Origin of the sequence: Polaribacter sp., from assembly GCF_965660385.1 — a bacterium.
Taxonomy (GTDB): domain Bacteria; phylum Bacteroidota; class Bacteroidia; order Flavobacteriales; family Flavobacteriaceae; genus Polaribacter.
Genome location: NZ_CBFHZT010000060.1, coordinates 1 through 14,222, shown reverse-complemented (window position 1 = coordinate 14,222; position 14,222 = coordinate 1). Strand labels below are relative to the sequence as shown.

The following is a 14,222-nucleotide window of genomic DNA, read 5'->3' as shown; positions in this document are numbered from 1 at the left end:
GATTTAGAGAAAATTCCTAATAAAAATAAACCTAACATTCCACCACTAAAAATAGAGGATAATTTCCACCAAGCATCTAAAGCGCTTTTTACGTTTATCATAGCAATAGCAATGGCAATTCCAATAATACTAATTATTACAGATGAAATATAAAGCACTTGCATGCGTTTTTTATCAGTAGCATCTTTCTTAAAATATTTATTATAGTAATCTGTTAAAAAAACAGTTGCAGAACTATTAAAACTTGTAGAAATAGTACTCATTCCAGCCGCAAAAATAGAGGCAATCATTAAGCCAGTTAATCCTGGTGGCAATGCGTTTACTATAAAATGAGGAAAAACACGATCTGCTTTACTAATATCTTGTAAGGTATCAGGCAAAACTTCTGCAGAATTATAATAAGCAAAAAGCGATGTACCAATAAATAAGAAAAGAGCAGAAATAGGTAAATAAATTAAACCGCCAATTAATGCAGATTTTTGTGCTTCTTTATCAGATTTTAAAACCATGTAGCGCTGTACGTAATTTTGATCTATTCCATAGTTCTGTAGATTTATAAAAACACCATAAATTAAAACTACCCAAAATGTAGGTTTACTCAAATCTAAATCAAAGCTGCCTAAACTAAATTTATCATTTTCATTAGCAATATTAAATATTTGAGAAGGTCCTTCTGGCATGTTGTAAAAAATAAAACCAATACAAGCAAAAGCACCAATAATAAGAATAACACCTTGTATGGCATCTGTCCACAGTACTGCTGTAATTCCTCCTAACATCGAATAAACTGCAACAATTAATCCAGTAAAAATAATAATGGTAGTAATGTCCCAACCTGTAATCGCGTTAAGCGTTAAAGCTAATAAGTACAATATGGTTCCTATACGCATCAACTGAGTTAATAAATAACAAAGGGACACGTATATTCTTGCCCAAGCACCAAAACGTTGCTCCATAAATGTATAGGCAGAAGGACTATTTATTTTTCGATATAAAGGCACAAAATATTTAACAGCAATTAGTGTTGCAATAGGTAATGATAAGCTAAAAACTAAGGCATTCCAATTAGATTGAAATGCATTACCAGGTAATGCCAAATAACTAATACTACTTACAAAAGTTGCAAAAATAGACATCGTTACCACCCAACTTGGAATATCTTTATTCCCCAAGGTATAAGAAGACGAAGTTTTATTCTTTTTAAAAAAAGAACCTCCAAAAAGAGCAATTCCTGCTATATAAATAAAAAATACAATAATATCTATAGTATTCATCTTTGGTTATTTTATTAAAGAACTTTGTCAAGTTTAGATTTTATATGCTCTATATTTTTTCTAACAGCATTCATTTCTTTTTCTTCAAAAGACTGAAATGGTGGTGCAATATTAGCATCGATAATACCTAAAGCTGCTAAGCCTCCTTTCATTCCTTTTAAATAACTAGATCCAAAAGAACCTAAGCTATAGATTTTGGTAGATATTTCCATGACTAAATCTTGAAGCTCTTCAATTCTTTGAAAATCTTTTGCAATTGTAGCATTGTATAGGGCTACATATAATTTTGGAAACATGTTAGATCCTCCATTAACTCCGCCATTTCCACCCATTAAAACAGTTTGTGAGGTAACTTCTTCTGGACCAACCAACAAAGAGAAATTTTTGTTTTTTAATAAATAAACTAGCTTTTGAAAATAAACAATATTTGCAGAACTATCCTTTAAACCAATAATGTTGGAATGTTCAGCAAGTTTAAGTGTGGTTTCAATCTCAATATTTGTTTTGGTATGCGAAGGCATATTGTACAAGAATAATGGTAAAGCTACTTGGTCTGCTAAACTCCAATAATATTTAAATAGTTCAATTTGACCTAGTCCATAATAGTAAGGTGGTGCAGCTACAACAGCTGCAGCTCCTGCTTCTTTAGAAATAGCAGCAAGTGCTATACTTTCTTCTATAGAAGTATCTGTAATACCCACAAAAACAGGAATTCTATTGTTTACAATTTTACAGGTTTCTATAATAAGTTTGGCTCTAGTTTTATAACTTAAATTGGTGGCTTCACCAGTTGTTCCAAGAATAAATAATCCATGTACACCTCCAGAAATAATATGTTCAATCAGGTTTTTTGTGTGCTTTACATCTAATGATACATTATCAGATAAAAGTGGAGTAACCATAGGTGTAATAATACCGTTTATCATACTTTATTTGTATTAATTTTCGTTGTTAGCTTTTGATTTAAATCAGTGAATTATTTTGAATATTTATAAATAATAGTGGTTAATATGTTTGTTACCGATAATAAAGTGATATATTTATTATCATAATGTCAAAGTTCTGCAAATAAAAAATAAGAGATTTATAAAATTGGTCGCCGTTCAAAAATGGTACGTAATTCTTCTTAAATTGATAATATTAGCACTCTGAGACTAATAATCTATAATCAAAAAAATGATACAATTTTCTAATATTATTTTAAATAATTGTAAATTAAATTAATAAGTATGAATAAAATATTTATAAAGACATGTATTTTGTTTTTTGTTAGCATGCTAAATTTTTCTGCATTTGCTCAAAATTCTGGAAATAAAATATCTATTAGTGGTACTGTGGTAGATGAGTCTGATAATCCTTTGCCAGGAGTGTATGTTATTGAAAAAGGGACATCAAATGCTTTTGTAACCGATTTTGATGGTAATTTTACACTAACAGTAAAACCGGACGCAATCTTAGCTTTTTCATATATAGGGATGAAAAAAGTTGAATATCCTATAGGAGATAAAACAACTTTCAGAATTGTTTTACAAGAAGATGCACAGGCATTAAATGAAATTGTTATTGTAGGTTATGGTTCTCAAAAAAAAGAAGCCATTACAGGTGCAGTTTCTAGTATTAAAGGAGATGAAGTAGAAGATTTACCTGTGGGTAATTTAGCTTCAGCACTTGTTGGTCGTGTTTTAGGGGTAAGTGTAACAGGAGGTGAATCTAGACCTGGTGCTCCTGCTAGAATAAGTATTCGAAGTCCACTTACAGGGGAAACAGCGAGGTCTAAATTTGCTACAGCTCTTGGGGCTACAGATCCTCTATATGTAATTGATGGTGTGGTTCAGATAGATCCAAATACAGGTTTTAGCGATCCAACACAGTTTAATAATTTAGATGCCTCTCAAGTAGAAAGTATTTCTTTCTTAAGAGATGCAGCTGCAGCAATTTATGGTTCTAGAGCGTCTCAAGGGGTTGTTTTAGTAACAACGAAAAGAGGTAAAAAAGGGCCAGCGAAATTTACTTACAGTGGTAACTTTTCAATTGCAGATGAAAGTTATAGAACAAAAGTTTTAAACGCGTATGAGTATGGTAAAACGTTTAATATTTTAAATAGTGTTAATCCAAGAAATAATATTGGGAATAACTATGATCCTAATGATCCTGCACCAAATAGTCAGTATTTCTTTTCTCCTGCAGAACTAGAGCATTTTAGAACATTAAATTATAATGCTTTAGATCAATACTGGTCACCTGCAGGTACACAAAGACATAACCTTAACATATCTGGAGGTTCAGAGGATGCAACTTATTTTGGTGGTATTTCTTATTTTACACAAGATGGTAATTTAGGTTCATTATTTTATGATCGTTGGTCTTTTAGAGCAGGTACGAATGTAAATATTGGAAAAGGGTTAAAAGTCGATTTTCAGGTTTCAGGGTATTTTACAGATGTTAGCAGAACAGCTAGTTCAATTGGAAATCAATCAGGTGAAGACGATTACAGACAATTGCAAAACAGAACACCATTTATGCCAATGTATGTAAATGGGTTGCCTGCTGTTTTAAGTGGTTCTGATGGGGGAGATGAATTGTTTCAGTTTCATTATGGTGAATTATTACGTTTAAATAATTTGTCTAATAATTCAAGTAACAATATTACAGCTAATGTAAACTTAACCTATGAAGTGCCTTTTATAGAGGGTTTAAAGTTAAACCTTAATTATTCTAGACAACAAGGTAGTAATAGTGGTGATCAAAAAGGTAGTATTTACAATTTATATCAATTCTTTGGTGCAGATCAACTAAGCACACAGGGCCAAACTTACATCGTTTATGAAGATGGTTCAGGTCCTTTAGGAACAAATTCTATAAGATTAGAGCAAGAAGTTGTAAATAATGATAGAATATTAATCGATTTTGGTAAAAGTAAAAATGAACAAGCTCGTTTTCAAGCGTCATATGATAAGGATTTTGGAAAACACAGTTTTTCTGGTTTGTTTGCAGTTGAAAGGGCTGAAAGAGAACTTAACGAAATTCGTGTAATTAAATATGGTATTCCAGAGTATTTTAATGGAACTTTACTTCAAACAACAGGAGATTTTGATCAAAATAATTCAATTAACAGAAAGTCTGAGTCTGGAGATTTAGGTTATATTGGTAGATTGAATTACAATTATGATAATAAGTATTTTGCCGAGTTTTTATTTAGATCCGATGCTTCTGCAAAATTTGCACCAGAAAATTATTGGGGTTCTTTTTACTCTATTTCTGGTGGATGGATTATTTCTAAAGAAGATTTCTTTAAATCAAGTGTTTTTGATTATTTAAAAATTAGAGGTTCTGTTGGTTTAGCAGGAAATGATGATATTAGACCTTGGAAATGGCGTCAAACTTTTCAATTTCAAGATGGTGAAGGTGCTATTTTTGGAGATGACTCTACCTTATCTGTGGGTTTAGAAGATAATGGGCAAGCTAACAGAGATGTAAAGTGGAGTAGAGAAATAAAAACAAATATTGGTGTAGAAGCTAGGTTTTTGAACAATAGATTATCTACAACTTTCGAAAGTTACTACAATATAGGAGAAGAACAACTTGTAGATTTAACAGCAGGTGTACCTTTTACAGTAGGTGGATCTACAGCTCCATCAAACGCTGGTAGATGGGACAGATGGGGTTCTGAAATCGGTATAGGTTGGAATGATAATATTGGCGACGATTTTAGCTATTCAGTCAACGTTAACACAAACTGGTCAAATTTTGAACTGATTAAAGGTAATTTTGCGAATCCAGATTTTTGGTATCCTTGGCAACCTAGTCAACCTGGGCAAGCTAGAGGTGTATGGGGATACGATTATCAAGGAATGTTTAAAACACAAGAAGATATCGATAACTATATTGCAGAAACTGGTATTACCAAAGTATTTGATATAGATGCAGATCAACTTCAACCAGGTATGTTGTATTATAGAGATGTTAGAGGTCAATGGGATCCAGAAACTCAAACATTTGCAGAAAAAGATGGAATTATTGATCAATTTGATCAAATTCAATTACAAAAACCAGCAAGAGGTCCTCAAGGATTTAATTCTGCAATTAGAATGTCATATAAAGGGTTAAGCTTTAGTACAGTTTTAACTGTAAATTGGGGTGGTTATCGAGAAATTGGTAGAGCAAAAGATGCATTTGACTCTTTTGTAATTGGTGGAAACTATGAAAACAGACCTTCTTTTTGGGCAAATATGTACCATCCAATTTTAAATCCAACAGGAAATATTCCAAATCTATCCTCTTCAATTAATGAAGGTTCACCAAATAGCGAAGGTGGTATAAATACAGTAAGCTCAAGATTTTGGCAAGTAAGTAGTTTTAGCTTACTAATGAGAAATATTAATTTAGGATATACTATACCAAAAAACATATCAGAAAAAATGGGTGTTGATAGTTTCAGACTTAATTTAGTTGCTATAAATCCATTTATTTTATACAATCCTTACAAAGAATTCGGATTACCACCTTCTGGATCCTATGATAATTATCCAAACCTTAGAACAATTTCTTTAGGGGTAAATATTGGTTTTTAATTTTATTTAAAGAATATAATTATGAAAGATATAAATATTAAAATTTTAGTAACTTTTTTAACGCTAGTGCTACTTAGTAGTTGTAGTGCAGATTTTATTGAAGAAAAAAGAGACTTTTCTAGTGTTAATGTAGAAGTTTATCAATATGAAGAATTATCAAATGCATACTTAGATCATTTGTACTATTTAATGTTGCCAGATAGAAATGCAAATATGGCTATGTGGTCTAGAGCTGCAGTTGAGCATTCTAGTGCTGACTTATTTACAAAATCATCAGATGAAATTGCAGGTCAAACAGATTTAAATAGAGAATACCCAGATATCTCACCCTTAAATAACCATTGTTTATATTCAATTGGTCAAGCAGTTAGGGCAAGTGTTACAAATAATACTTGGACAAGAATTAGGTATTGTAATTTATATTTAAGTAATGTAGATGACTATTCAGGGCTAGATGAAGATTTTAAAGATCAAGTAAAAGGACAGTTTTATTTCTGGAGAGCATGGCAATATTTTGAATTGGTAAGATTATATGGTGGTATACCACTAGTTTTAGAGCCACAACCAAGTAATGTTGATGATCCAGAAAATCAAACTCCAAGAAGTACTTCATCTGAAGTCATCGATCAAATCGTCGCAGATTTAGAAATGTCTCAAATGTTACTTGAACGAGGAAGACCATACACGCAAGATGATGCTGGTAGAATTACAGCAGCAGCAGCAGCAGCACTAAAAGGTAGAGTTTTATTAACTTGGGCAAGTCCACTTTTTAATAGAGCTGACGACCAATCAAGATGGCAGCGTGCTTATGAAGCTAATTTAGCAGCATATAATACGTGCATAGCTGCAGGTAATGGTTTAGATCCAGATTGGGAAAATATGTGGTTTAATCAAAATACGATTGAATCTGTTTTTGGATTTAGATTTAATGATTTTGCAGCAAATTCTGGAGAATTTCAAAAGAACAATTATACAGAATATCAGTCACGTACCAGAGATCAAGGTGGTAATGGAGGCATTCATCCAACTAAGAATGTAATGGATGCATTTCCTATGGCAGATGGAACACCATACAATCCTAATGGAAATTTAAACGAATTTTACAGAAATAGAGATCCTCGTTTTTACAATACTTTTGCTTATAATGGTAGTATATGGCCATATGCTCAAGACCCAAATTACAAGCATTGGGAATATTATTGGTACCCTTTAGCAGCTGAACCAGATAAGCCAACTATAGAAACAAATAATCAAAGAGATGGTACAGGTATCTTTTTAAGAAAATTTACAAACCCTAACTCTTCAAATATCAATTCTTTTCAGAATAATGGTAATCAATATATGGAAATTCGTTTTGCGGAGGTGGTTTTAAATTTGGCAGAATCTGCAATCGGAATTAATAATTTAGCAGAAGGTAAAGATTACATCAAATCAATCAGAGCAAGAGTAGGGGTAACAAATAATGATGGAGATTATGGTTTAGCAACAGTTTCTTCTAGAGATCAACTTTTTGCTGCTGTAATTAATGAAAGAAAAGTTGAGTTTGCTTACGAAAACAAACGTTTTCATGACTTAAGAAGATGGTTACTTTACAATGATGATTTTGGAACTTGTTCAAGATTAGATCAAACACCAATAGAAGGATCTAGAAGACAAGGGTATTACACTTTTGTAAAATTAGATGCAAATACTATTTATGAAAATGGTAGAGGAACAGATCCTTTGAAAGGTCCAGGTGCACCTATTATAAATAGAGATGCTACAACTTATCCTAATGGAATTACAACCTATGAAGAATACGTAGATTATTTATATGATAATCATTTTGAGGTAACTGTTAGAGATAATGTAGATCAAACTGATTTTAGTTTTAAATGGTACAATGAATATTATTTCTTTGGTATTTATCAAAATCTATTAAACACGGCACCATATTTAGAACAAACCCAAGGATGGGGAGGTACATTTAATCCTTTAGATTAATTTAATACATTAACTAAATTAAAATACCTGCTTTTATGTTAATGCAGGTATTTTTTTTAAATAATTTTAATACAAAAAAATAGTAAAGATTTTAAAATATACTTGTTGTGGTACACAATTTGTATGTTTTAAATGATAAAAACAAATAAAATGAAGAAAACAGTTTATTACACTTTATTCATGTTATTTTTAGGAATATTTAATGCAAATGCGCAATATCCGAAACTAACAGAGGAAGATAGAAAAAAAGAAAAAGAAATTAAAGAAGAAGCTTACAGACATTCTGATGAAGCTTGGGAAAAAGCAAAAATAATAGTTCAGAAAGAAGCTAGAGAGGGCAAACCATATATTCCTTGGGCAAGTAGACCAACAGATTTACCACAAGCAGAAATACCAGCTTTTCCAGGAGCGGAAGGTGGAGGTATGTATACTTTTGGTGGACGAGGAGGAAACGTCTACACAGTTACAAGTTTAGCAGATGACGGACCAGGTACTTTAAGAGAAGCTTGCGAAAAAGGTGGTGCACGTATTATTGTATTTAACGTTGCAGGAATCATCAAACTAAAAACACCTTTAATTATAAGAGCTCCTTACATTACCATTGCTGGTCAAACAGCTCCTGGAGATGGAGTTTGTGTAGCAGGAGAAACAGTTTGGATAGATACGCATGATGTTGTAATACGTCATATGCGTTTTCGTAGAGGTGATACCTTTGTGGGAAGAAGAGATGATGCTATTGGAGGAAATCCTGTAGGAAATATTATGTTAGACCACATCTCAGCAACTTGGGGGTTAGATGAAAACATGTCTATTTACAGACACATGTACAGCCCTGGTGCAACTTATAAAGATGAGAAAAAACCAACCGTAAATATTACCATTCAAAATAGTTTATTTGGTGAAGCTTTAGACACTTATAATCATGCTTTTGGTAGTACTTTAGGTGGAGAAAATTGTGCATTTATTAGAAATATGTGGGCAAATAATGCTGGTAGAAACCCATCTATTGGTTGGAATGGTATTTTTAATTTTGTGAATAATGTGATGTTTAATTGGGTGCATCGTTCTATAGATGGTGGTGATTATACTGCCAAATATAATATTATCAATAACTATTTTAAACCAGGACCGTTAACCGATTTAGATAAACAAATTAGTTACAGAATTTTAAAACCAGAATCTGGTCGAAGTAAATTAGACCATCTTGTATTCGGTCGTGCTTATGTAAACGGAAATATTGTTGAAAATAATAAAAAAGTTTCTAAAGATAACTGGGATGGTGGTATTCAAATGGAAAATATGAAAGGAGTTGAAATGGATTTAGAAGAAGCTAAAACATATTTCCCATTAATGAAAGTAAATAAGCCAATGCCAATGCCTTGGTTTAGAAATATTATGTCTGCAGACGATGCTTATGATTTTGTCATAAAAAATGCAGGTGCTACTTTACCAATTAGAGATGCCGTAGATACCAGAATTGCAAGAACTGTAAAAACTGGTGTTCCAGAATATGTAAAAGACTTAAATCCTGATTCTTTTTATCATTTTAAACACAGACGTTTACCTAAAGATTCTTATAAAAAAGGAATTATTACAGATATTGCACAAGTTGGTGGTTACCCAAAATATACAGGAACACCTTATAAGGATTCTGATAAAGATGGAATGCCAGATGCTTGGGAAAAAAAGAATGGATTAAACCCTAATGACGCGTCAGATGCGAAAGGAGACCAAAATAACGATGGTTATACAAATATAGAAGACTATATTAACGGAATAAATCCTAAATCTAAAGTTGATTGGACAGATTTAAATAATAATAAAGAAACGTTAACTAGTCCACTTTTAAAATAAAATTATGTTTCATAAAAAAGTAAACTTAAGTTTTTTGCTAATATTTTTATTTACGATTAGTCTAACTGCTCAGCAACACTTAGATCCTGAATATATAAAGGTTACAGAGAAAAGAGCTTCTAAAATTGTAGATAATTTAGAGATATCTGATAAAAGTAAGTCTGAATTAATTGTACAAATCATCGCAAAACAATATCAGAATTTAAGCAAAATTCATGATGAAAAAGATGCGAAAATTAAAGCAGTTAAAACATCAAACAAAACAGAAGCAAAACAAAAGTCAAAAATTGAAAAGATAAATGCGAAAGCAGATAAGTTGTTACATAAATTGCACAAGTCTTATTTAAAAAAGTTATCTACGAATTTATCTAGCGATAAAGTTGATGCCGTAAAAGATGGAATGACTTACGGTGTTGTGCCTAAAACTTTTTTTGCTTTTAAAGATATGATTCCTAGTTTAACCGAAGAAGAAAAAAAATATATTTACGACAATTTAGTAGAGGCAAGAGAACATGCAATGGATGCTGGTTCCTCTAAAGAAAAACATGCTTGGTTTGGAAAATACAAAGGAAGAATAAATAATTATTTATCAGCAAGAGGCTACGATTTAGAAAAAGAAAGAGATGGCTGGTACAAGCGTATTGAAGCTCGTAAAAAGAAAGATTCTAACTAGATTACAAAAGTCAAAATAGTATCAAAATGCAAAATCTAACACATAAACAATTTCAAAAGGGTTTAATTTTTACCTTCTTTTGTTTGGTTTATCAAATATCGTTCGGACAATATCCAGAAATTCCTCATGAACTTCAAGCAAAAACAGATTCAATTTTAGCAAAAGAAGATGCAAGGTTAAAAAAAATCTGGGAAGATAATTATCACATTATTTTAGAGGAAGCTAAAAACGGGAGACCATACATACCTTGGGCTGCATATCCTGGAGATTTGATAAAAGCAGAAATACCAGCTTTTCCTGGAGCAGAAGGAGGTGCTGCATTTACTCCTGGTGGACGTGGAGGAAAAATATTTGTAGTAACAAGTTTAGAAGATTCAGGAAAAGGTACCTTTAGAGAAGCTTGTGAAGCAGTTGGAGCAAGAACTATTGTGTTTAATGTATCTGGTATTATTCATTTAAAAAAACCAATTAGTGTTAGAGCACCTTACATTACAATTGCAGGTCAAACTGCTCCTGGAGATGGTATTTGTATTGCAGGAGAATCTGTGTTGTTAGATACACATGATATTATTATTCGCCATATGCGTTTTAGACGTGGAGCTACAGATGTTACAAGAAGAGATGATGGTTTAGGTGGAAATGTTATCGGTAATGTGATGATAGATCATTGCTCAATAAGTTGGGGTTTAGACGAAAACATATCTTTATACAGACATCAATTTAAAGCAAACTCTAAATCGAAATTAGAAAAATTACCAGCTGTAAATGTTACCATACAAAATAGTATTTCTTCAGAAGGGTTAGATACTTACAACCATGCTTTTGGTAGTACTATAGGTGGATTGAATAGTACTTTTATAAGAAATTTATGGGCAAATAATATCTCTAGAAATCCTTCTGTGGGGATGTTTGGTAGTTTTAATTTTGTAAATAATGTTTTGTTTAATTGGTGGAATCGTTCTGTAGATGGAGGTGATTATCGATCTATGTTTAACATCATAAATAATTATTACAAACCTGGACCAATTACACCAGAAGATAAGCCAATTCGTTACAGAATTCTAAAACCTGAAACAGGTTATATGGAACCAAAAACATACGGACGCGCTTATGTTAATGGAAATTATGTAGCAGGTTCACCAGAAGTAACAATGAATAACTGGAATGGAGGAATTCAATTAGGAAACAATAAAAATAGCAAAGATTATTTAGCGCTTATTAAACAAGCTAAACCCTTTCCTATGGCTCATGTATCTATTATGGATGCACAAGAAGCTTATAATTTTGTACTAGATAATGCTGGTGCAACATTACCAAAGCGAGATGCTGTAGATAAACGTGTAATTAAGTATGTGAGAACAGGTAAAATCACCTATAAAGAAGGTTTAGAGAACACTATTGGTAAAGAATTTATCAAAAGAAGATTACCTGCGGATTCTTATAAAAAAGGAATTATAACGCATCCAGATCAAGTTGGAGGCTATCCAAAATATAAAGGAAAAGCTTACAAAGATTCAGATGGTGATGGTATACCAGATAAGTGGGAAAAGAAGTTTGGTTTAGATCCAAATAATCCAACAGATGCAAATAAAGATTTAAATGGAGATGGATATACAAACATCGAAAAGTATTTTAACGGCATCAATCCATTACAAAAAATAGATTGGACTAAAGCAGAAAATAATTCAGATACGTTAATTAAATTATCTAACGGTTTGTTACAATAAATGAAAACTTAAAAACAATAAAGTTGAGTATTAATCACTTACAATTTAAACTTTTTACAATCTACAGAAAGCAATGTTTTATAATACTAGCTTTCTGTTTTTGCATTTCTCACATTTTTTCTCAGCAAAATTTTCCAGATATTGTTAAGAATAAAAATGGAGGTATTTCTTATGTTTCTGATAATTTAGGTAATAAAATCCCAGATTTTTCATATGCAGGATATCAAGCTTCAGAAGTTGCAATTCCGCAAGTTGAAGCAAAAATATTTGTACCAAATCAAGATACAGATGCTACACAAAATATACAAGCAGCTATTAACTATGTAAGCAACTTAAAACCAAATGTAGCTGGTTTTAGAGGCGCAGTTTTATTAGATAAAGGAACTTTTAAAATTAAAGGAACCTTATACATAAAAAAATCTGGTGTAGTTTTAAGAGGTAGTGGAAATAAAAATAATAAAACAATACTTTTAGGAACGGGTTTTAAGCGCGAAGCTATTATTAGTGTTTTAGGTAAAAATGATAAAAAACTTAAAGATACACTAAGTTTTAGTACAAATTATACGCCATTAGGGAGTCAGAAAATTCAATTAAAAGATGCTACAAAATTAAAAGTTTCTGATGATATCGTAATTCAAAAACCATTAACTCAAAAGTTAATAGATACCTTACAAATGAATTATTTTGGAGGAGAAACTGGTTGGATTGGTTGGAAAACAAGAGATTGGGATTTTAGATGGAATAGAGTTGTAAAAAGTATCAATGGAAATCAAATAACACTAAACGCTCCTTTAACAATGACTTTAGATGATAACTTTGGAGAAGCGAAAGTTATTAAATATTCTTGGTCAGGTAGAATAGAACAAATTGGAATAGAAAACTTAAGTATTTCATCAACTTTTGATCAAAAAAATAAAAAAGACGAATTACACAGATGGTTTGGCATTACAATGCAAAACGTAAAAAATGCATGGGTTCGTCAAATAGATTTTAAGCATTTAGCTGGTGGTGCAGTTTCTTTATTAAAAACGGTGCAACAAGTTACTATAGAAGATTGTATTGCAACAGTCCCTATCTCAGAAATCGCAGCATTTAGACGTCACACATTTTATACAGAAGGAGAACAAACGTTATTTCAAAGATGTTATTCAGAATATGGTTATCATGATTTTGCTGTTGGTGGTTATGCAACTGCAGGACCAAACGCTTTTGTACAATGCGAATCGTATTTGCCATATAGCAACAGTGGTGCAATAGGTAGTTGGGCAACAGGAGTTTTATTTGATATTGTAAATATTGATGGAAATGCCATAAGTTATCATAACCGTGAACAATCAGGTAGGGGTGCAGGTTGGACAGCAGCAAATAGCGTAATTTGGGAATCTTCAGCATCTAAAATAGAAAATTACAGTCCACCAACTGCACAAAATTGGGCATTTGGTGTTTGGGCAGGTATAATGACTGGTAATGGTAAATGGAAAGACGTAAACAATCATATATTTCCAAGAAGTTTATTTTACGCTCAGTTAGAAAATAGATTAGGTAAGCTTCCTGTAAATCCATACGTTTTTCCTTTAGGTTCAAAACCTACATCAAGTCCAACTATAGAGCAAGCGAAAAAATTAAATGAAGAAGCTTTTAAGCCCGCAAAAACCTTAAAAGAATGGATCATAGAAGTTTCAGAAAAAAACAGGTTTTCTGCAGAAACTAAAAACATACCATCTATCAAAGATGTAAAAAATGAAACTTTTTTAGAAGATGATAAAAAAAGTACATCAAAAATAATTATTAAAAACGGTTGGTTAACTTTTGATGAAAAGGTGATTACAGGAAAAGTTGTAAATGTACAATGGTGGAGAGGAAGTTTAAGAAATCATGAAATTAAAAATTCATCCGAACATATTACGAGATTTGTTCCTGGAAGAAAAGGAAAAGGCTTTACAGATGATTTAGAAGAAGTTGTAAACAATTTTTCAAAGAAGAATATTGTTGCTTTAGAGCATAATTATGGTTTGTGGTATGAGAGAAGAATGGACGATCATGAAAGAACACGCAGAATAGATACAGATGTTTGGGCACCTTTTTACGAACAACCTTTTGCAAGAAGTGGACAAGGTTTAGCTTGGGATCAATTAAGTAA

8 protein-coding genes are annotated in these 14,222 nt (G+C 31.8%); 6 read left to right on the top strand and 2 right to left on the bottom strand.

Features of this window, described 5'->3' with window-relative positions; all coding sequences use genetic code 11:
* Together ACTG3V_RS13530 and ACTG3V_RS13525 are read right to left on the bottom strand one after the other, a co-directional pair.
* Positions 1-1,274: sodium:solute symporter (locus tag ACTG3V_RS13530; protein WP_439132703.1), on the bottom strand; the 1,274-nt coding region annotated here is incomplete at its 3' end.
* Between the two features lie 14 nt (positions 1,275-1,288).
* Positions 1,289-2,200, bottom strand: coding sequence for a dihydrodipicolinate synthase family protein (locus ACTG3V_RS13525; protein WP_439132702.1), 912 nt, complete (start codon positions 2,198-2,200; stop codon positions 1,289-1,291).
* Positions 2,201-2,503: 303 nt separating this feature from the next.
* Between ACTG3V_RS13525 and ACTG3V_RS13520 the strand changes: the two genes are divergently transcribed.
* The 6 genes from ACTG3V_RS13520 to ACTG3V_RS13495 form a co-directional block, all read left to right on the top strand.
* A complete protein-coding gene (locus ACTG3V_RS13520) occupies positions 2,504-5,845 on the top strand; it encodes a SusC/RagA family TonB-linked outer membrane protein (protein ID WP_439132701.1) in 3,342 nt (1,113 codons plus the stop codon).
* Between the two features lie 21 nt (positions 5,846-5,866).
* Positions 5,867-7,828: a RagB/SusD family nutrient uptake outer membrane protein gene (locus ACTG3V_RS13515; protein ID WP_439132700.1), complete on the top strand. Its 1,962-nt coding sequence runs from the start codon at positions 5,867-5,869 to the stop codon at positions 7,826-7,828.
* A gap of 150 nt (positions 7,829-7,978) precedes the next feature.
* On the top strand, positions 7,979-9,682 hold the full coding sequence (locus ACTG3V_RS13510; RefSeq protein WP_439132698.1) for a pectate lyase family protein: 1,704 nt from the start codon (positions 7,979-7,981) through the stop codon (positions 9,680-9,682).
* Between the two features lie 4 nt (positions 9,683-9,686).
* Positions 9,687-10,355: a DUF3826 domain-containing protein gene (locus tag ACTG3V_RS13505; RefSeq protein WP_439132697.1), complete on the top strand. Its 669-nt coding sequence runs from the start codon at positions 9,687-9,689 to the stop codon at positions 10,353-10,355.
* Between the two features lie 26 nt (positions 10,356-10,381).
* Positions 10,382-12,082: a polysaccharide lyase gene (locus ACTG3V_RS13500; RefSeq protein WP_439132696.1), complete on the top strand. Its 1,701-nt coding sequence runs from the start codon at positions 10,382-10,384 to the stop codon at positions 12,080-12,082.
* A gap of 23 nt (positions 12,083-12,105) precedes the next feature.
* The coding region (locus ACTG3V_RS13495; protein ID WP_439132695.1) for a DUF6298 domain-containing protein at positions 12,106-14,222 on the top strand (2,117 nt) is incomplete at its 3' end.